General features: G+C 55.3%; 22 protein-coding genes and 1 tRNA gene. 12 read left to right on the forward strand and 11 right to left on the reverse strand.

The annotated features are described in order from the left end of the window. Positions 1 to 77 precede the first annotated feature (77 nt). Positions 78 to 150, forward strand: a tRNA-Ile gene (locus tag AAGA79_RS15235). Positions 151 to 188: 38 nt separating this feature from the next. Here the strand turns inward: AAGA79_RS15235 and AAGA79_RS15240 are convergent. Together AAGA79_RS15240 and rplI are read right to left on the reverse strand one after the other, a co-directional pair. Then, entirely contained in the window at positions 189 to 1190 is a 1002-nt protein-coding gene (locus tag AAGA79_RS15240; protein ID WP_411828238.1) for a hypothetical protein, read from the reverse strand. Between the two features lie 153 nt (positions 1191 to 1343). Continuing rightward, entirely contained in the window at positions 1344 to 1817 is a 474-nt protein-coding gene (gene rplI, locus AAGA79_RS15245; protein WP_411826676.1) for a 50S ribosomal protein L9, read from the reverse strand. A 183-nt stretch (positions 1818 to 2000) separates the two neighbouring features. Between rplI and AAGA79_RS15250 the strand changes: the two genes are divergently transcribed. Both AAGA79_RS15250 and AAGA79_RS15255 read left to right on the forward strand, forming a co-directional pair. Further along, positions 2001 to 3104, forward strand: coding sequence for an adenosine deaminase (locus tag AAGA79_RS15250; protein WP_411826677.1), 1104 nt, complete (start codon positions 2001 to 2003; stop codon positions 3102 to 3104). A gap of 45 nt (positions 3105 to 3149) precedes the next feature. Then, positions 3150 to 3938 carry an SDR family oxidoreductase gene (locus AAGA79_RS15255; protein WP_411826678.1) on the forward strand — a complete coding sequence of 263 codons (789 nt, stop codon included), beginning with the start codon at positions 3150 to 3152 and terminating at the stop codon, positions 3936 to 3938. Between the two features lie 25 nt (positions 3939 to 3963). Here the strand turns inward: AAGA79_RS15255 and AAGA79_RS15260 are convergent, their stop codons facing one another. The 6 genes from AAGA79_RS15260 to AAGA79_RS15285 all read right to left on the reverse strand — a co-directional run bounded on the left by AAGA79_RS15260 (position 3964) and on the right by AAGA79_RS15285 (position 8948). Beyond that, positions 3964 to 4818 carry a polysaccharide deacetylase family protein gene (locus AAGA79_RS15260; protein ID WP_411826679.1) on the reverse strand — a complete coding sequence of 285 codons (855 nt, stop codon included), beginning with the start codon at positions 4816 to 4818 and terminating at the stop codon, positions 3964 to 3966. Positions 4819 to 4821: 3 nt separating this feature from the next. After that, positions 4822 to 5454, reverse strand: coding sequence for a cysteine hydrolase family protein (locus AAGA79_RS15265; RefSeq protein ID WP_411826680.1), 633 nt, complete (start codon positions 5452 to 5454; stop codon positions 4822 to 4824). Then, on the reverse strand, positions 5451 to 6395 hold the full coding sequence (locus tag AAGA79_RS15270; protein ID WP_411826681.1) for an ABC transporter substrate-binding protein: 945 nt from the start codon (positions 6393 to 6395) through the stop codon (positions 5451 to 5453). Before AAGA79_RS15270 ends, AAGA79_RS15265 begins: the two co-directional genes overlap by 4 nt. 22 nt (positions 6396 to 6417) lie before the next feature. Further along, a complete protein-coding gene (locus tag AAGA79_RS15275) occupies positions 6418 to 7257 on the reverse strand; it encodes an ABC transporter ATP-binding protein (protein ID WP_411826682.1) in 840 nt (279 codons plus the stop codon). A gap of 5 nt (positions 7258 to 7262) precedes the next feature. Continuing rightward, positions 7263 to 8159: an ABC transporter permease gene (locus tag AAGA79_RS15280; RefSeq protein ID WP_411826683.1), complete on the reverse strand. Its 897-nt coding sequence runs from the start codon at positions 8157 to 8159 to the stop codon at positions 7263 to 7265. A 93-nt stretch (positions 8160 to 8252) separates the two neighbouring features. Then, positions 8253 to 8948 carry a LuxR C-terminal-related transcriptional regulator gene (locus AAGA79_RS15285; RefSeq protein WP_411826684.1) on the reverse strand — a complete coding sequence of 232 codons (696 nt, stop codon included), beginning with the start codon at positions 8946 to 8948 and terminating at the stop codon, positions 8253 to 8255. 219 nt (positions 8949 to 9167) lie between these two features. Here AAGA79_RS15285 and AAGA79_RS15290 point away from each other — a divergent pair, with 219 nt between their 5' ends. After that, complete coding sequence (locus tag AAGA79_RS15290; protein WP_411826685.1) at positions 9168 to 11156, forward strand: glycosyltransferase; 1989 nt, start codon at positions 9168 to 9170, stop codon at positions 11154 to 11156. On the opposite strand, the gene AAGA79_RS15295 is transcribed toward AAGA79_RS15290, so the two are convergent. After that, on the reverse strand, positions 11153 to 11701 hold the full coding sequence (locus tag AAGA79_RS15295) for an NADPH-dependent FMN reductase (protein ID WP_411826686.1): 549 nt from the start codon (positions 11699 to 11701) through the stop codon (positions 11153 to 11155). The genes AAGA79_RS15290 and AAGA79_RS15295 overlap by 4 nt on opposite strands. Positions 11702 to 11841: 140 nt before the next feature. Between AAGA79_RS15295 and AAGA79_RS15300 the strand changes: the two genes are divergently transcribed. From AAGA79_RS15300 to AAGA79_RS15325, 6 genes are all read left to right on the forward strand, one after another. Continuing rightward, entirely contained in the window at positions 11842 to 12108 is a 267-nt protein-coding gene (locus AAGA79_RS15300; protein WP_411826687.1) for a hypothetical protein, read from the forward strand. Between the two features lie 4 nt (positions 12109 to 12112). Continuing rightward, positions 12113 to 12739, forward strand: a complete 627-nt coding sequence (locus AAGA79_RS15305) for a hypothetical protein (protein WP_411826688.1) — start codon at positions 12113 to 12115, stop codon at positions 12737 to 12739. A gap of 11 nt (positions 12740 to 12750) precedes the next feature. Next, positions 12751 to 14193: an ammonium transporter gene (locus AAGA79_RS15310; RefSeq protein ID WP_411826689.1), complete on the forward strand. Its 1443-nt coding sequence runs from the start codon at positions 12751 to 12753 to the stop codon at positions 14191 to 14193. 108 nt (positions 14194 to 14301) lie between these two features. Continuing rightward, positions 14302 to 15420 carry an aldo/keto reductase gene (locus AAGA79_RS15315; RefSeq protein WP_411826690.1) on the forward strand — a complete coding sequence of 373 codons (1119 nt, stop codon included), beginning with the start codon at positions 14302 to 14304 and terminating at the stop codon, positions 15418 to 15420. A gap of 9 nt (positions 15421 to 15429) precedes the next feature. Next, positions 15430 to 15747: a hypothetical protein gene (locus tag AAGA79_RS15320; protein ID WP_411826691.1), complete on the forward strand. Its 318-nt coding sequence runs from the start codon at positions 15430 to 15432 to the stop codon at positions 15745 to 15747. Positions 15748 to 15802: 55 nt separating this feature from the next. Then, entirely contained in the window at positions 15803 to 16102 is a 300-nt protein-coding gene (locus AAGA79_RS15325; RefSeq protein WP_411826692.1) for a Dabb family protein, read from the forward strand. 11 nt (positions 16103 to 16113) lie between these two features. Here AAGA79_RS15325 and AAGA79_RS15330 read toward each other — a convergent pair whose 3' ends face one another. Next, positions 16114 to 16923, reverse strand: coding sequence for an alpha/beta fold hydrolase (locus AAGA79_RS15330; protein ID WP_411826693.1), 810 nt, complete (start codon positions 16921 to 16923; stop codon positions 16114 to 16116). Beyond that, positions 16895 to 17692: a GYF domain-containing protein gene (locus AAGA79_RS15335; protein ID WP_411826694.1), complete on the reverse strand. Its 798-nt coding sequence runs from the start codon at positions 17690 to 17692 to the stop codon at positions 16895 to 16897. The genes AAGA79_RS15330 and AAGA79_RS15335 overlap by 29 nt, the downstream gene beginning before the upstream one ends. Before the next feature lie 114 nt (positions 17693 to 17806). On the opposite strand from AAGA79_RS15335, the gene moaA reads away from it, so the two are divergent. Further along, entirely contained in the window at positions 17807 to 18811 is a 1005-nt protein-coding gene (gene moaA, locus AAGA79_RS15340) for a GTP 3',8-cyclase MoaA (protein WP_411828239.1), read from the forward strand. An 88-nt stretch (positions 18812 to 18899) separates the two neighbouring features. Next, positions 18900 to 20066: a hypothetical protein gene (locus AAGA79_RS15345; RefSeq protein ID WP_411826695.1), complete on the forward strand. Its 1167-nt coding sequence runs from the start codon at positions 18900 to 18902 to the stop codon at positions 20064 to 20066. Positions 20067 to 20080: the final 14 nt, after the last annotated feature.

The following is a 20080-nucleotide window of genomic DNA, read 5'->3' on the forward strand; positions in this document are numbered from 1 at the left end:
GTCAACATTCAGTTACACTTTGCCTTGCAACCCGCCCCTACAAAAGGCAAACCTTTCGCCACGCAACGCGTAAAAAAGGGGCTGTAGCTCAGTGGTTAGAGCAGGGGACTCATAATCCTTTGGTCGTGGGTTCAAACCCCACCGGCCCTACTTTTCCGGAGGTCATGGTTTCATGAACTTACCCTCCCCTAAACTCCCAGCATCACAGAGATATGCTCGGCGGTGAGTTCTCCCATGTTTTTGCAGTCGGTGAAGTCGTTGCTTTTATGCATGCGGTTCAGCTCCAGAGCCAATCGGTGGACGTTCTCTTGCGGAGCTACCTCGTCCTTCCGCATGATACCTAGAAGTGCGCGGAGGCGTGTGGACTCGACCTTTGCGCGGCGGGCCATCTGGGCATGCTCTTCATTCACATATTGATCGATGCTTTTCCGGTTTAGAACGTCGAATGCGAGCTTGGTCACATCACGGTTGGACCTGAAACGGAAGGCAAGGTAGATGTTCCCGTTGCCTTCGTAGGATTGCTGATCGAAATCGATCGCTCGAACCCGATACTGCACTTCCTCAAAGTCCGGGGTGATGTCCACCACGTAATTGACACTACGCATATCGCCGAGAAGGCGGATGAACGAACGCTCGGTAAATTTCGTAAACTCCTTGGCGATCCGAACCTTGTTCAAATTTTTATCCGGGAGATATTCTCTGATAAACGCATCTCCCGGCACGCCGGCGATGTGCTCTTCAATCAGGGTGTCCCCACGGACAAGATAGTTCATCCGATTCGGAGATAGGATGTGCTCAAGCTCCAGTCCGTAGATCCGGGAGGCATCCGTCTGTTTCACGTAGAAATAATCGGAGTTATCGTTGAAGTGGTTGGTCACCCGGATGCGGAATGGCTTGGAGTTTCCAAAATCCCCGTAATCAATCCGGTCCACGACCAAGTGCTCGTGTTCCTGGAAATCGGAATCGCGCCCGATTTTTAGTTCGCTGTAGATCCTGAGCAAGCGGGGACGTAGCTCATCCAGCACGTCCGGCGGATACATGACTGTCATCCAAAGAGTCTCCACGCCGCCGGGATTCTCATAGGCAATGGCTCCGGTGAAACGCCTTAGTTCCGAGTAGATCGGCGGTATTTCCCGCACACGGTCGAAGTGATACAAATATTGCCACAGGGAATGGCTCACAGGATACATGATCTTTCGGGCGGGAATCATGCTTCAAAGACTACCGCTCTATTTCCAAACACCAAGAGCGATGTCCGACACCTTTGTTTTTCGCACAAAAAAAGCCGGTCACGCGAACGTGACCAGCTTATGGTTTTTGGGTTTGAGATATTTTTCGGAAGCTTACGCTTCGTCTTCAGTCACATCGCCAGCGTCAACTGTGATGGTGAGTGTAGCGATAACCTGTGGGTTGAGTTTGATCTCAACTTCGCTTTTGCCGGATTTTTTGATCGGCTTGTCAAGCTGGATGGAGTGACGGTCGATAACGATTCCTGCTGCTTCGAGTTCCTTGTGGATATCGATGCTGGTAACGGAACCGAATGCCTTGCCACCTTGACCGGTGGAAAGCGTGAAACTCGGCTTGAGCTTGGAAATTTTCGTCGCGAGACCTTGTGCGGCTTCGAGCTCTTCAGCTTCACGGCGGGAGCGCTCGGACTTGAGAGCTTCCACGTGACGGAGGTTTGCTTTGGTTGCCTCGTAGGCTTTGCCTTGTGGGACGAGGTAATTGCGGGCGAAGCCAGCGCGGACTTTCACGACGTCAGCTTCTGCGCCGAGGCCTTCGATTTTTTCTTTGAGGATGACTTGTGCGGTGGCCATGAGTAGAGAGTGTTTGTTTTAGAAACGGGCGGGGGATTTAGACTCAGCTGGAAGTCAGGTCAAGAAGAATCCTGTCTCTATTCTCAGGAATTTTTAGAATTTTATAAAAAAGCGCCCAAAGAAAACCTCGCTTAACTTGATTTCTAACTTCGGATCGGCCCGCCGAGTGCTAATTTGAGTGGTATGAGCTCAGCGGAATTTACAAAACTAAAAGGTAAGGAGCTCGTGGCAGCTTTGGACTTCAGAAAATTACCGAAGGTCCTGCTTCACGAGCACCTTGATGGCGGACTCCGGCCCTCCACCGTGGTGGAACTCGCGGAGGAAAGCGGCTATAAAGGCTTACCCACGAAAGATCCGGCCGAGCTTGCCGCGTGGTTCCACCGCGGGGCACAGAAAGGAAATCTCCCGGAATACCTGGAGGGCTTCATACATACCTGCGGAGTGATGCAAACGAAGGAAGCCATCGAGCGTGTATCCTTCGAGTTCATCGAGGACATGTTTCATGATGGAGTCGTATACGCGGAAGTCCGTATGGCACCGCTCCTCTGTACAGATGGCGGGCTCACCGAGGACGAGGTCGTGGAGGCGATATTGGAAGGCCTGCGCCGCGGTGAAGAACGCTACGGTGTGAAGTGGGGGCTCATTATTTGTGCATTACGCCACCTCCAGATCTCGCTGGAAGCAGCGGAGCTTGCCATCCGCTGGCGGGAACACGGTGTGGTCGGGTTCGATCTTGCCGGTGGAGAACATGGATTCCCTCCCAAGAAACACATTGATGCCTTCCATGCGGTGCAGCGGGCAAATTTCAATATAACCATCCATGCCGGAGAGGCATTCGGGGTGGAATCCATCTGGCAGGCACTCCAATACTGTGGCGCGCATCGCCTCGGCCACGCCACGAGACTACGCGATGATATTCACTTACAAGAAGATGGCTCCCTGAAGCTCGGAACGCTTGCCCAGTATGTTCTGGATCAGCGTATTCCCTTGGAAATGTGCCTCTACTCCAACCTCCACACCGGTGCGTGCAAGGATCTGGAGGAGCATCCGTTCGGACTATTTTTCCGCAGCGGCTTCCGCGTCTGCCTGAATACCGATGACCGCCTGATGAGCGATACCACGATGACAAAGGAGACCATTCTTGCCACCGAACTCTTCGACCTCAGCCTCGCGGATATTGAAAAACTCAATTTCAACGCGATGAAAAGCGCCTTTGCTCCCTTCGATAAGCGCCTGGAACTCATCTACAGCACCCTCACTCCAGCGTATGAGAAATTAAAAATGTGACGTTTCCGCTTTCCAAATGGCATTCCGCTAGGAAAGTCTCCACCTATGTCTACGACTGCGTTCTTGAAGGAAATGTTCGACCTCAGCGGTAAAACTGCGGTCGTGATCGGCGGAACAGGTGAGCTTTGCGGCACCATCGCTGTGGGCCTCGCCCGGGCAGGTGCTGAAGTCGTCCTGGGCGGCCGCATCCCGGAGAAAGCCGAGCAACGGCTTGAGGAAATCAGATCCTACGGTGGCAAGGGCTACTTCGTCCCCGTGGATGTCACCTCCCGCCAATCACTCCACGATCTACTTGAGACTGTTTTGGAAAAATCCGGCGGAGTGGACATTCTCATCAACGGCGCGGGCACTAATTCCGCGACACCTTTCCTGGACATCCCGGAAGATGAGTATCTGAAAATCATTGATACAAATCTCTCTGCGGTGTTCCGCGCCTGCCAGGTCTTCGGCCAGTATTTTGTGGATGAAATGAGACCAGCTTCCATCATCAACCTTGGTTCCATTTCCGGCCTGAACCCACTTTCCCGGGTGTTTACCTACTCCGCCTCCAAGGCAGCCGTGCACAATCTCACCCGCAACCTCGCCCGTGAATGGGCGGACAAGGACATCCGCGTCAACACACTCGTACCCGGCTTCTTCCCGGCGGAGCAGAACCGCAAGGTTCTCGATGAATCGCGGGTCCTCGATATTCTCCGCCAGACCCCGTCTTCCCGCTTTGGCAATGCCGAGGAACTGATCGGCGCTTGCCTGCTTCTGGCATCACCAAAGGCCGGATCCTTCATCACCGGCATGGAAATGATTGTCGACGGCGGTTTCCAGTCGATGAGTATCTAATCAGCAGCCTTTATCACTGAATCTCTCAGCAGGACTCTTCGCACCCTTTTTCATTCAAAAACCGACGGGACCACGCGGCAATCTCATGCCCTTGGGCAAACCAGACATCGCCCTTGTCCTTCATGTCGTTGATCAGCCTTTCCAGAAGCTGGACGCGTGAAGGACGGCCGCTGATCCACGGGTGAAGGGTGAGAACGAAGCAGCAGCCATATTGGTGCATGGCTTCGAACTCGCGCCACCAGAGATCGTAGACATTCGAGCAGTTTTGCGGGATCGAGCCCCAGGCGGGTTCAGCATTGAAGGCGAACTGTTCCCAGTCCTCCAGCATCCATTGCCCGGGAATTTCGAGCATGCCATTCTGATGAAAATAGGGAACATCATCGCCCATGGCACTCGCACAATAATCAAATCCATGCCGGGCAATAAGCTCCGGAGTCCAGGGATTCAGCTCGAACCACGGTGCCCGGTAGCCAGTGGGGCGTTTACCTGCGATGCGCTCTAGATCGTCGATGCTTCTGAGCAAAATTTCCTCCTCCTGTTCAAGAGACAGGCCTTGGAGTTTCTCGTGGACATCGCCATGAGCACCGATTTCATGCCCCGCAGCAGCAACATTGCGCACCATTTCCTGATGATGTCGGGCGATGTATGCGGGGATGAAAAATGTCGCCGGAACCTCCAGATGATCGAGCAATCCGAGTATTCGCGGCACGCCGACGCGTGGTCCGTAGGTGCATTGTGACCAGGTGGTGACACGCCGTGCCGCATCGGGATCTTCCTCGAGGGCGGTCGTCTCACCATCAACGTCGAAGCAGAGCATGACCGCGCAGCGGGCGCCATTGGGCCACTCGAAGCGTGGTTTGGGTGAATAAGGAGTCTTCATAAATCAGTTTTTGATGGATTCCCACTCGTTGGCCAGTTGATCGGAGGTGCAAAGCCGGCCCCAGATTCCGCCCTCCTGTTCAACCATCAGTTCGCATGCCCGGCGAACTTCGGGATCAATGGTGGAGATGCAGTCCTTCACGTAATGGCAATCGAACCCACGGTCGGTGGCTTCCCGCAGGGTGGTGTGGACACAGACATCTGCGGTAACTCCGGCGATCGCCAGCCGTTTGATTCCAGCCCCGCGCAGCAGGCTCTCAAGATCGGTATTGTAAAATGCACCGTATGAGGCCTTGTCGATGATCGGCTCGCCGGGTCCGGGCCTGAGTTCGTCGATAATATCGTGGCCGTATTCGCCGCGTATCATCAGGCGGCCCATAGGGCCCTGCGTGCCGTAGGCTGCTCCGGCCGCCGCCGAGCGGGCAAGCCGCTCGGGGTGCAGGTCCGATAGATCGGGAGCATAGCCTTCGCGGGTGTGGGCGACGAAGATACCGTTTTCCCGTGCAGCAGCGAGGAGCCGCTGAGCCCGGGGGATGATCGGAGTGACCCAGTCGAGGCCCGCGCACTGGTCGGAATAACCGCCCGGTGCGCAGAAGTCGCGCTGGAAATCGATCATAAGAAGCGCGAAATCGCTCACGGCAGATAGTCGGGTTTGAGGATTTCCGAGATATCCACGTCTTTGGAAATGATGTCCTGTGCTTTGAAGAAAGCGGAGAGCTCTTCGCCGATGGTTACTACCGTATCGGCCATTTGGGCTTTGGATTCGGCGCTATCGTAGAGCTTGAGTTTGGTCAGCATGTCGACGATCTCGTCGGCTGGCACCTCGATGGTTTTAGACACGAGTTTCGCGGCTTGCTCGGGATTCTCCCGGACAAACTTCGTGGTCTCATCCAGGACGGCGATGAATTTTTTAGTCTCCTCCGCGCGTTTGTCATTTGTCGAAACCGCGACGCAATCAAGAAGTAGGTTCGGGGTATCAGCTGTGCTGAACAACACGTTGGCTCCGCTATTGCCGGCGAGTTGTGAAATCCATGGCTCCCACGTTACTGCGGCATCCACGCTACCGGCCTTCAAGGCGGCACCGGCGGCATCCGGATCGAGGTTGGTGATATTTACCTCCTTGCGGCTGAGGCCCGCTTTCTCGAGGGCTTTGCCGAGGAGCACGTCGTTGCACTCGCCAATAGTGACACCGATGCGCGCTCCCTTGAGGCTGGCCAGTTCCTTGATCGATTTTTTGGCAACCAAGGCATCGGCTCCGGCCGATGTATCAACGAGGCTGACGATGGACAACTTACCTGGTGCGTTGGCGGCCTTGAGGATGACTGAATCGAGTGTGGTGAGGTGGGCATCCAGATTTCCTGAAAGCAGGGGCACAAGCCCTTCTCCGGGTGCGTTGAAGGATTTCCCCACGACATCGAGACCTGCCTTTTCGAAGGCGCCGTTTTCCTGAGCGACGAAGAATGAGATAAATCCAATCCAATTGTTATAGCCGACGCGATACGGTTCGGCTGCATTGAGTGGGTTGACGAGTGCCAGAGCGAGAGCGGCGCTGGCGAGTAGGCGTTGTTTCAGTTTCATATGTGTATTTTGTTTGTAGTTTTCAGTTAGGTAGAGAGTTGGAGGTCTTCTTCAGGCGTTGCAGGATGGAATTGCGGTCCTGGCTACCGGAGCCATGGAGGAGATCGAGGAGATGGCGTTTGAGCTGGGTGAACTCGGGGGTGAATTTGATGTCGAGTTCACGATCGCGGCTGAAGGGGATGTCGATTTCCTCAATGATACGGCCCGGCCGTGCGGAATACACGAGCACGCGGGACGAGATGTAGAGCGCCTCCTCGACATCGTGAGTTACGAAAAGAACGGTGGTCCGTTCATGGACACTCAAGAGCAACATGAGCTCCTGCATTTCCTCGCGTGTCTGGGCATCCAGCGCACCGAACGGTTCATCCATCAGCAGGATCTCCGGCTTATTTGCCAAGGCGCGGGCGATTGCCACCCGCTGCTTCATTCCGCCGGACAGCTCGCCCGGCAGGCTATTGCGGAAATCTCCCAGTCCCACGATTTCGATCAATTGGTCGGCATAGGCCTGATGGCTCAATACTTCAGCGACCGAATCGCTATAATCGTTGTTGGCCTTGAGCTGATGGGAAAATTTCACATTTTGCTCCACGGTCAGCCAAGGGAGCAGGCTGTAGTTTTGAAAGACCATGCCGCGATCTCGACCCGGCCCGGTGATTTCCTTCCCGTTGAGTGAAATGACTCCTCCACTGGTTGGCTCTAGCCCCGCAGCCATATAGAGGGTCGTGCTCTTCCCGCATCCGGAAGGTCCAACGAGTGAGACGAAATCGCCGGGATGCACGCTGAAAGAGGTGGGCTTGAGCGCTTCGGTTGTGCCGTTGCGACCGGAATAGACTTTGGTGATATTGGAAATTTCCAGACTCATGGGATTCAGTGTTTCGAGGTGGATGCCCAGCGGAAGAGCGAGCGGTTAAGAAGACGGAAAAGGAGATCCAGAAGCAGGCCGATGAGCCCGAGGATAATCAGGTAAACAAATATGCGATCCGTATCCAGGTAGCGCTGATACTTGATGATGCGGTAGCCCATGCCCTCGTTTGCCGCGACGAGTTCGGCTACGATCAGCCAAGTCCAGGCCCAGCCGTTGCAGAGACGCAGCGCATCGAAAATTCCCGGCAAGGAAGCCGGAAGCATGATTTTGAAGACCGCCTCGGTGGCATTTCCACCCATGGTGTAGCAGAGGTGAAGAAGATCCATCGGCACCCGGCGGACTTCATCGGAAGTCATCAGGATGATCTGAAAGACCGTGCCGATAAAAATGAGCATAATCTTCGGCGCTTCATCGATACCGAAAATGACGATCAGCAGCGGAACCAGCGCGGGCACCGGGACGTAGCGGACGAATTCCGTGACCGGCTGGAGGATACTTTCGAACCAATGATAGGCTCCAATGAAAAGTCCGAGCGGAACACCGACGACGACAGCCAGCAGAAAGGCGATCATAACCCGGCGGAAGCTGACTTTCAGGTCCAGTCCGAGCACGGCGAGGTCTTCACGTGCTTCCGCGCGGACCTCTGCTTCTGCAGCATCTTTAGCGGCTGGCGAGGCGGCTTCGGCACGGGCTTCGCGGATTCTCTCCGCTGTCTCCGGGCCCCAACCCAGATAATCCATGGCAGAGCCCCATACAATTTTAGGAGAAGGGAAAAGCACGCCCTTTCCATCCTCCGCGTAGTTCTTGGCGAGCCCGTTCCACGCGAAAACGAAGATTACAAAACCGAGAGCGATGCCGAGCGCCTTGAATGGAGCGGACAAGGGCTGCCGTGGCTTCATTGCCTGCCGGCAGCGATTCGATAACTGTGATACCATGCCACTCTCCGAGCATGATCAGAGCCACAGGGTGCCAAATGGCATAGTCCGATCGGGCTATTCGTCTTGGCAGAGATTTCCCCGCAGGTATGCGGAAACGGCTGCCTGGCGGTTTTCCAGGCCCATTTTTGAAAGAATTTTCGCCACATGGTTCTTCACCGTGAATGGGCTAATGCCAAGAATCAGCGCGATTTCGGCATTGGTCTTGCCATCTGCCAACCACCTGAGGACTTCCATTTCCCGTATTGAAAGCGTGCTGGATCCTTGATCCGGCCCGAGATCGATTTTCTCCGGCAACACATCAATGCCGGCGACCCCCAGAAATCGCCCGTCCCTGATGATGGGAACAATATGGCAGGTGAAGAGAAATTCCCTGCCGGAGCAGTCGATATAGGGAGCTTTGCGGATAGTGCGTTCCATTTGGGTTTCCCGGGGCACCAGATAGTAATCCCCAATCCCTGGCCGATCGTAATTGGTGTTTGGCTCCAATCTTACGGAATCACCGGCATCAAACCACAGGGGAACAAAGCGACCTGTCTCATCATGTCCGGGCTGGTTGCGAAAGGAGGGATCCCGGCCGTCCAATGCTCCCGGCTCCCACACAGTCCACGTGCCGTAAACTTCGGGAGCAGCCACAAGCGCATGGCGCAAAACATCATCATACACGCCACGGTCACTGATCCCGAGTGACGCAAGTCCGCTCACAGTACGGCCGAGCGTCCGGGTCCGGGTGATGAGTTCATTCAGGATCATGGTTTCTGGAAAAAGAGCAATCCATGGGCCACCTTACATCCGGACCCAAAGGCTCTTCTCCCAAATATTTTTCGAATCACCTCCAGGAAATCCCTGAAATCACCGGACCTATTGATCCCGAACCTCATTCGTGACGACTTCGTCACTGCCGCAGGGGTGCTTCCCATCCCGAATCGGGTTTTTCTATAAACGGAATTTATTTTCGATTCCCGATTACTCATGAAAATTGACTTTGTCACGGACACCTTCGCTCCCGATGTAAACGGAGTGGCAATGACGCTAGGAAGACTCAGCGAGGGTCTGCGCGAGCGCGGCCACCGCGTGCATGTCATCCGCACGGGCACAGGTAGCGATGGAGAGACCATCGCCGCCTCGATTCCCCTGCCCGGCTACAAGGAAGTCCGCGTCGGCCTCCCGGATCCATTCAAGCTCCGCAAACGCTGGCTGAGAAAGCGCCCGGATGCGATCTACGTGGCCACCGAAAGCCCACTTGGAAAGTCAGCCGTCAAGGCCGCCCGGGCACTCGGAATCCCGGTTGCATCCGGCTTCCACACAAATTTTCACGAATACATGGAACGTTACAGCCTCGGTGGACTTCAGCCGATGGCCATGGCGTATCTGAAAAAATTCCACGGCAAGACGGATTGCACGCTTGCTCCTTCCCCGGAGCTGGTTGATCGCCTCAAGAATGAAGGCTTCAGCAATGTGCACCTCCTCGGCCGCGGGGTCGATACCACCCTTTTCCATCCATCGAAACGCAGCGAACAACTCCGCTCCCAGTGGGGTGCGAGCCCGGGCTCGAAGGTAGCTCTCGTGGTTGGCCGGATAGCGGCGGAAAAAAACCTCGATCTAGCCGTCACATCATTCGAGGCCATGCGCAAAACCATGCCGGATACACAATGTGTAATGGTCGGCGATGGACCGGTGCGCGAAAAAATCGCAGCAAAATACCCGTGGATCCAGTTCGCAGGCATGCAGTTGGGCGAGGATCTTGCGACCCACTATGCCTCTGCCGATATCCTACTTTTCCCAAGCGAGACAGAGACCTTCGGAAACGTGGTGCTCGAAGGAATGGCCAGCGGGCTCGCCACGGTTTCCTATAATTATGCAGCTGCGGCCCGCTTCGTGGATCATGAGGAAAACGGGCTCAAGGCGGAAAAAGGTGATGCCGAGGGCTTCATCCGTGAGGCGCTCGCCGCACTTTCATTCCCGACGGGCCACCCGCTGCGGATCGCAGCCCGGAATCTGGCGGAAACACAAGGCTGGGATGCCGTGGTGGAAGAATTTGAAAACCGCCTGAAAGACATTTCCGGAGAAAACGCAGAACAGAAAAAGCCCTACCTGCGCCTCCCGCAGGTTGGGAAACGCAAGAAAGTATCATTCCGCACCGTCTTTATCTCCGATCTCCACCTCGGCACACCGGACAGCAAAGCCTCTGAAGTAGTCGATTTCCTGAAACAAATTTCCTGCGAGAAGCTAATCCTCAACGGAGATATTCTCGATGGCTGGGCATTGAAGCGTGGCTCCAAATGGCTTCCGAGACATAGCCGCGTGATCCGCAAAATTCTAAAAATGAGTGAGAAAGATGATACAGAGGTCATCTATCTCCGGGGAAATCATGATGAGATTCTCGAGCGGTTTCTCCCTCTCGCCTTCGGAAATATCCGTTTCCTGAAAGAGCACATCCACGTCTCAGCGGATGATAAACGCTACCTCGTGGTCCACGGAGATGGCTTTGATAGCGTTTCCACCAATCACAAGTGGTTAGCCGTTCTGGGTGCAGTCGGCTACGACACGCTGCTGCGGATCAACCGCTACTACAACAAGCTGCGGGTATGGCAGGGAAAGGAATATTTCTCCCTCAGCAAACGCGTGAAGTCCAAGGTAAAATCCGCCGTCAGCTTTGTGGATAAATACGAGCAACTTCTACAGGAGTTGGCCGTTCACAAAAACTGCGATGGCATCATCTGCGGCCACATCCATACCCCGGAAGACAAACAAGTCGGCGAGATCCGCTACCTGAACTCCGGTGATTGGGTGGAGAGCCTTACCGCAATCGTGGAGCATCACGACGGCCGCATGGAGCTCATCGAGTTCGACAAATTCATGGCTTCATGCCACGAGGAAAGCCTCAACCGGGCCATCGAGAAAGAAGTGAAAACGGCACCGCCGGAGATCGATACCAGACTCGGAATGCAAATCGCCTAGGACGCGATCATTCGGATTGCTTTCCCGAATTTTTCAACAGCGGCCTTTAAATCCGCTGCAAGGGCATTTTCGGTGATGCCATCGTCTTCCGAGAAATTTTCGTGGAAGGACGGCAGCGAGAACGTGGCCACTAGTTCGCCTCCCATACGTGGAAATTTCTCTTCAGCCGCCGCCGGCGCAGTCATTCCTCCCCGGCCACCCGGAGACGTAGCCATCAGAAGCATCGGCTTGCCCGCCCATACTTTTTGCTCGCAGCGGCTTGCCCAATCGTAGGTATTTTTGAAGGCGGCGGAGTAGCTTCCGTTGTGCTCGGCCATTGAAATAATAACCCCGTCTGCGGCGGCTACCTTCTCGATGAAACCCTTAGCCTGTGGGTGCACACCTCCAGACTTCTCCAGATCTTCCGAATAGAGCGGCATCGAAAAATCGTTCAGATCCAGCACTTCCACCTCCACTCCCTCTAGAAGGCTCGCAGCATGGGCCGCGAGTTTCCGGTTGATTGAGGAACTGCTCGTGGAAGCGCCAATTGCCAGGATTTTTCTCATATCAGAGAAATAACCCGGTTTCCCCGACTAGGCAATTCCGTCCGAAAATACCTCGATCTAACAGTTTCCATCCCACGCACAATTGGAACATATCCTGCTAAATGCACGACACCTTTTCACCTTCCCCCCCTCCATTCAAAATGCTTCAGCTCCAAGAACGCCAATCGGCGTCTGCCCCAGAAACCACGGAAGATTTCACCCCTGAGGAACTAGCCTTTCTAAATGCGGAATCAGGCTTCCTCGGTTATCACCTCGAAAGTCTTGGCGAATCACTCGGGATGGGCGGAATGAAATTCACTGTCCTCCGGGACTCATCCATCCTCGTAGGATTCCGTGAGGACAAAAGCGCTGCATTGCTACGCGGCAAGCACGAAAGCCTCCAAGGCGCGATCAACCAACTGAGCTGAACATATGGCATCTGGTTTCAAACCGATGGGCGTCAGGCTCGTCGAACTATGCTCGCACAGCGGTGCGACGGATGGCTGTGTCATGCAGGGCACCGAGCTGATCGATAGCACCCTCTCGATCTCCGATTCGGAGGCCGAAAAAATTGCACGGAAAATTGGCGGACTCACTTCTGATTACCGCGCTGGTGGCCGCCTGGGTCAGGAAATATACCTGCGATTCGCCGGCGGCACACTTCTGATTGTCTGGAACGATGTCGGCGGCCTGATGCTCAGATTCCGCAATAATCCGGATCGGGTGGAAAGCATCGTGGCGGAATGCAGGACATTTCTGAAACAGGTCCTTGATGACTCCCTACCGGAAATACCAGCCACTGAAGCAATGAGCGACGGAGAGACTTGGCAACGCTTCGAGCCCCAACTCATCAATCTCCTCGCCTCGGTTGTTTCCCGCTCACAAACGAAGCGCATCATCCAGCGGGTTCTGGATTCCCTGGAAATCAGCGGACCGGTTCCCGACGCCAGCCTGGAGGAAGTCACCCGTCACATTCTCGATAAGGTCCCGGATCGCCGCAAACGGGAAGCCCTCGCCGCAGAGGCCCGCGACGAACTCACAAAAGCATTCAATTCCTGATTCCCATCCCCATGTCTTCCAAGATTTCCGCATTTCTCCTACTACTGATCCTCGCTCTCCCGGCTGCAACGGCGCAGGAGCCAAATCCTCCGCTGCAAGGAATAGAGCAATCACTCCAACGCATCGAAACGGGTGTGAACGAGCTACTATTTCAGGAAAAGCCTGCCGATTCCTCTACCACGGAAGCACCCGCCGAGCCTCCTGCGACCGCCTCCGTGGATGCGGATCTGCGGACCGATACAGATGGCATGTTCGTGATTCTCTGTGCTTCGCTGGTCTTCTTCATGCAGGCGGGATTCTGCCTGCTTGAGCTTGGTTTCGTGCGGGCAAAAAATTGCCTGAACGTCGTCATGAAGAACGTGGCGGATTTCTGCGTGGCGATGATTTCGTTTCTACTACTCGGATTTTCCCTGATGTTCGGATCTTCTCTGGGCGGCTTCATTGGCGGAGACGTGGCCTGGCTTTCCTCCTTCAGTGAAGATTCCAGAATCTGGACATTCTGGCTTTTCCAAGCGGTCTTCGTGGCCACCGCCGCCACCATCGCCTCGGGAGCCATGGCAGAGCGGACCAAGTTTGTCGGCTACCTCATCTATTCCGTGATGATTTCCGCACTCATCTACCCCATTCTGGGCCACTGGGCGTGGGGATCATTCGCCGGCGGGCTGGAAGAAGGATTTGGCGGCGATGCCGGCTGGCTTGAAAAACTCGGGTTCGTGGACTTCGCGGGCTCGACCGTCGTTCATGGCGTTGGAGGAGCATGCGCCCTGGCAGGGATTATGGTCCTCGGCGCACGGAAAGGACGCTTCACATCGGATGGCACTCCACGCCTCATCGCCGGACACAATATTCCCCTCGCCGCTCTCGGCACACTCATCCTCACCTTCGGCTGGTTTGGTTTCAACTGCGGCTCCAATCTTGCCGTAGGCGCATCACTGGGCCGCATCGGCGTGAATACCATGGTGGCGGCTTCCACAGGTGGCCTTTTCGCCACCCTCGCTTTCTGGTTCCGCGATGGACGGCCGAACCCGAGCCGCATGCTCAACGGTGTACTTGGAGGGCTAGTGGCCGTGACCGCCTGCTGTCATATGGTTACCCCTGTTTCAGCTCTTATCATTGGGGCCATGGCCGGTATTATCAGTTCCATTGGTGAAGATATGCTCATTCGTCTCAAGCTCGATGATGTGGTGGGCGCAATTCCCGTCCACCTCTTCAATGGAATCTGGGGCACGCTCTGCGTCGCAATCTTCAATCAGGATGGCTTCAGCATTTCCAACCTCGGAGTCCAGGCACTTGGCACATTTTCCATCTGTGGGGCCGCCTTCGGGATTTCCTATCTCGGCTTCCTTGCCATCAAAGCCACGGTAGGTCTCCGTGCCACCGAGGAGGAAGAGGAAGACGGGCTGGATTTCTCGGAGCACGCCTCGAACGCCTATCCGGATTTCACCACGGAATAGCCTGCCGTTTTCCGCATCTTTTGCTATCGGCTTCGCACGAATGGATTCCTGCTTGCGGAAACTGGCATGCAGGGCCGATGCTTCGCGCGAATCAACGATATCAGCATCATGGACCTTACCAACACAGCTTACGGAACCTGGAGCGGAGGCCGCTTCATGCATTTTGGAGAAACCCTTTCCGAAGAACGCTTCATCGGAACCATCCAGACCGCCTACGAAGCCGGCATCCGGACATTCGTAACCTCCGATGTTTATGGAAACGGCAAGGCCGATGACGCCCTCGGCCTTGCGCTGAAGGGCATTGATCGCTCCAGTTACTCACTCGTCGGCATGATCGGCCATGATTTCTACGATGGTCAGCGAAAAGGCAGCCAGGGCTACCCGCGCTTCACGGACCCCGAGCTTCGCGGCCCGGACGGCTACGCGGAATTCGTCGAGCGCGCCACCTCGAAATCCCTCGAGCGCTGCGGTACAGATCACTTCGATCTCCTGATGCTCCACAACCCGGACGAAGCCGGATACACCTCGGAAGATGTCTGGAAAGCCATGTCGCAGGCCAAAGACAGCGGCCTCACCGAACGCCTTGGCATGGCTCCCGGCCCGGCCAATGGCTTCACTCTCGATCTTCTCCAGTTCTACGAAAAATTCGGGGAAATCATCGATTGGACCATGCTGATTCTCAATCCCCTCGAGCCTTGGCCATCCGACCTCCTGCTCCCTGTCTGTGAAAAGCAGGGGATCAAGGTGATGACCCGCGTAGTCGATTACGGCGGCCTTTTCCACGACGATATCGGCGGACCCGACCACGTTTTCAAACCAGGCGACCACCGCACATACCGCCCGGAAGGCTGGGTGGAACGCGGCATGGAAAAAATCGAGAAAATGCGCCCGATTGCTGAAAAATATAACCTTAGCCTCATCGAATTCGCCTGCATCTGGAATCTCAGCCAGAGCCCGGTGGAATGCGTGATCCCGACCTTCATTCAGGAAGCAGGAGAATCCGCCAAAGCAGTAGAAGAGAAGATCAAGGACTATGGAAATATGCCCGACGTCCGTCTCTCAGCCGAAGAAATCGAGGCAGTGAAGCAAATCGGCGACAACACCGGCTGCATGAAACTCAAAGGCGCAAGCAAACGCCACGCCGTCAGCGAGCGCTGCGACGAATGGCCGATGAAGCCAGAACTTCTGGAGCTTGCCGAGAAACACGGCATCGGCACCGACTGGTAAATAACGTTTATGCTAAAACGGCTGTGGAGATCTCTGAAATTCAGCCTCACTGACAATAGTGTGGGATGGCTCGTTTTGAGCGTCCCAATTCCCTGCTTCGCCTTGTGGATTGGATTCGGAGGAATCTTCAGGCAGATGATCACGGTAAAAGGAGCCGAGGTTACCGGCATTTCCGCCATACTCTACGGTTGTGCATTCGTCTCCCTCGGTCTGGGAACTTTGCTAATGCCTCGCCCTCGTGCCTGTGGGTTCCACTTGTTTCGTACGCTGCTCTTCTTGGTAATAGCCGCAGCTTTTCTAATGGCGGGAGCGATCAGTATGTTATGAAACTGACCAAATCTTCCTTCCACTGATTTCTGCCCCCGTTTACTTTCTACTCCATATGGAACACCACGTATATTTCTGGCTCAAGGAAGAGCACCAAACCGCAGAGGCCCGCGCCGAATTCGAAAAAGGCCTCGATTCACTTTTTACCACTCCACTTTGCACCGGCGGCCGCTGGTCGGTTCCGGCACCCGTCATGGAACGCCCTGCGGTGGATAACACCTGGGACTACGCGACAGTGATGTATTTCGATTCCGTGAAAGAGCACGATGAGTATCAGGTTGCACCCGTCCACGAGGCATTCATCGGCGGCAACAAGCACCGCTGGACGAAAGTTCTGGTGACAGACCTGGCGTAAACCACGCGGTCCTAGACCGTTGCCAACCAGTCACGGAGCTTCCCGGCCATCCATTCCTCGTTCTCCCAAGGGACGCGATGGCCACTCTGTGGCGCGATCGCAAACTCGGCGGATTCGATCCGACCGGCCGCTTCTTCGCCGATTTTTGTAAACTTCCCATCATTTTCCCCTGCTATCCACAGCAGTGGAATTTTTATTTCCGGAAGCCGCTCCCATAGCGGTTCCTGATTCGCTACAGACCAATCGACAAAGCTTCTGGCGATCTCACGCCGGCGCTGTATGAGCTTTTTATCCTCGCGTTCATCACGCATCGCCCCGCCGAGGATTCCCTGGCTATTCCATTTCTCCAGAAATTCGCTCCATGAAAATGTCAGCGCCTGCGTCGCCCAGACAGTATCCTGCCCGCGACGCGTGGAAATTTCGCCGGCATCCCTCAGGCCCGGATTTGCGGAGATAATTACTGCTGCATCCCACGGCCCACCCTCCAGCAAAGCATGCAGCGCGAGCCTCCCGCCCATGGAATATCCAACGAGCACCCGCTTCTGCCCGCGCGAAACCTCGCCCTCCGCATCCGCATTCAGCTGCTTGCCGAAGTTCGGCATGGAAACGCTATCGCATTGGAGAAATCTCCAGAGATCCACCGCTCGTGTAGATATCCCGTATCCCGCCATCGCCTTCGCCATGGAGCGCCAATCGGACGCAGCTCCCACCGCACCATGCAGGCACCAGATTTCCACCGGTGGTACGAGCGTGTCCGCTGCCTTTGCTGCCACCATGGAGGCGGCTAGCTTTTCATCCGTTTCCTTGGAGGTCTGTATCACTTGGCTTGAATTGTTCCTGATATTTCCTCATGAAATTTTCAATCGTCTCCCGATACGGATCTTCCGGCGGGGATTGGGTGAGGGTGTAGACGGCGAAGACAACTGCAAGCACCGAGAAAACCAGTGGCACCCAGTATAGAACAGCCAGCATCCAGCCGATCAGATCCAGCTTTCTGTGCTGCGCATAGCCTTCCGGGCACGCGAAAAGGCGCGATCCCAGCCAGATATTGAGCAATGGAACAAACAGACCCAGAAACCATAGCCGGGACATGCCAAGATTAACAAAGCGGCGGAAAAGCACGATCACGCAGATGATGAGGGGCACCATAGCCAACCCCGCCATGCCAAATCCCAGCATTTTTTCATCAACAGATCCCCGTAAAAACTTCGCCCCATAAGAGATTCCAAGTATCCAGAGAAACGGAAAAATATAGCAGAGGAAAATAAAGGCGCTGCGGCTGGTGCCACCCCATTTTCCGTTCATCATCATCCGTTTTTTCCTCGTTTCCTCAGGATGGAAATCCGTCGCATTCGCAGCTACTTCCTCCTTCTGCTTCTCCTCTTTTTGGGCCCCCTCGTTCTTCTCGAATAGCCCCTCGATATCACCGGATGGGATCCAGTCCTCCATTCCGTTTTTCCAAACCATATCCAGACGTGGATTCAGCTCACCGCGCTCCGCCTCGTATTTCAAGTCATCCAGGGAAACGGGGCCGAACTGCTGGCCATTGTGTGTAACAAACCATTCCTTGGTAAACGAGGGGTCCTCCATAGGTTTTGACTATCAAACAAAGCTAGCAGTGTCAATGGATGCAGGACATTCCCGCACATTCTGTTAGAACTTTCCATCCCTCGCGTGATTGCGGAACGTCACCTGCTGTAAGATATAAAAATGGAAGTTAAGGATAAATTGGGAAGAGGGCTGCGTGATTTACGCATTTCCGTGACCGATAAGTGCAATTTCCGCTGTCGTTACTGCATGCCGGCGGAAGTTTTCGGCCCCGGATACGCCTTTCTCCCGAAAGGCGAGCTCCTGAGCTTCGAGGAAATCATTCGGCTCGTCAGGATCACGGTTCCCATGGGGGTGGGAAAAATCCGCCTCACCGGTGGCGAGCCATTGCTGCGCCGTGGAATTGCCGATCTCATCGCCATGATCTCGGCCATCGAGGGAGTGGAGGACATCGCAATGACCACCAATGGTGTGCTGCTTGCCCATCATTCCGAAGAACTCGCCCTCGCCGGCCTCAACCGCGTCACCGTCTCCCTTGACGCGCTGGACCCTGTAATTTTCGGCAAAATGAACGGAACCGGAGCAAAGGTGGAGCGGGTCGTTTCCGGTATCATGACAGCAAAAACCTTCGGCCTACCCGTCAAGGTAAACGCCGTGATCCAGCGCGGCGTAAACGAAGGCGAAATCCTCCCGCTGGCACGCTGGGCAAAGAACGCCGGAGTGGACCTCCGTTTTATCGAATACATGGACGTCGGTGAAACCAACGGCTGGGACATGTCGCAAGTCGTCACCGGAGCGGAAATCATGGAAATTCTCTCCACGGAATTCCAGCTCAGCCCCCGCGCCGCAGCCTACCGTGGCGAGGTGGCCGTAAACTGGCAGCACGACAACTCCACCGAGGAAATCGGCCTCATCCAATCCGTCAGCGCACCTTTCTGTTCGGATTGCCAACGTATGAGGCTCTCCGCGGATGGAAAACTTTTCACCTGCCTCTTCGCTGCGGAAGGCCACGATATCCGCAGCATCCTCCGCTCCGATCAGCCACAGGAAACCATCACCAGAGCCATCCGCGACATCTGGACCTCACGCGAAGACCGCTACTCTGAGCTGCGCGGGAAGGTAGCCATGAAAAAAGCGGAAATGAGCTACCTCGGCGGATAATTCCGCGGTCGAAATCGTAGCCTCCGACCCACTGGAAAGTCACAAATCCAGTTATTGCACCCTTCAAAAAAAACGGCAATGTCTTCACATGGCCAGAGCCGTATCAAGACCCGGTGGAGATGAGGCGCGCCTTTGGGCGATCGCCATTCTCATCTCTTTGGTCCTGAACCTCTTGTTCTTCGCCTGGGTCAGCATCGAATCAATTAAATCGGAGCTAGAGCGCCGCAAAAAGGTGATAGCACCTCCAACCCCTCCCGAGCAGTTCGTCACCATTTCTCCGGAAATGCTGATACCGGTTCCTGAGGAGAAAAAGCCTGAAGCAAAGACCGAAAAACCGGAAATCGTCCGCACCTCGCCCGATCAGGAGACAGCCGAGCCGCCACCCTCCAGCAGGCGATTCATGGGTGAGCGCAACACCCGTGCCACCAGCAACCGCGCTCCTACGGAAGGTGCACCAGATATGCCATCCCAGACAGGCAGGGAACCAAGGGGGGACGAGATAGAAACCACCGAAAGCCAGTATCAGGACGGCCGCATGGGCGCCACTGGAAAGCCAATTCCCAAAACCGAACCAACCCCTACAGACCCATCTCCTCCGAGCCCCACGAAAACCGCTCCCGAGAACGCAAAAGGAGAAAAGAGCCCAAAACCAGGCGAGCAGGAGAAAAGTTTCACATCCATCCGGGAAAAAATACTAGGCGGCCCCTTCCCCGTCGATCTGCCGGTCCCGAAAGCCGACTACATGGATGATATCAAACCACGGGAGGAAGCAATCGCCCGCGATGGAACACCAGATGCCATCGCCGAGAAAAAAGTGGAAGAAAAACAGCAGATCACCCCCACGCCAAAGCCACGCCTTCCACCAATCGACGATCCCGCCTTCCGCGGTAATCAAAGCAAAACAGCTATCCTCGGCAATATCTCACGCACCGGAAACAGCGCGTTGAATGTCAACGCCACCCCGATGGGGAAATACCAGGCCCAGATCAGCCGCGCCGTCGAGCTTGCCTGGCAGCGGAACTGCGTGAAACACCGCGACTTCATCACCCCGGGCTACCTCACCATCCGCTTCCTGATACAACAGGACGGTCATGTGAAGCTTGTCGAATCCGTAGGCCAGGAACTCACTGGCGAGATCCAACGCGGCTTCACATTCGCCGCCATCCGCGAGGCGGACATCCCCGCAATGCCAGCCGCTGTCCGCGAGGAAATGGGCGGCGACGCGCTCGAAATCGTTTTCAGATTTAACTTTTAAAAGAACACACACAC

Origin of the sequence: Luteolibacter sp. AS25 (genome assembly GCF_046736275.1) — a bacterium.
Lineage (GTDB): Bacteria > Verrucomicrobiota > Verrucomicrobiia > Verrucomicrobiales > Akkermansiaceae > Luteolibacter.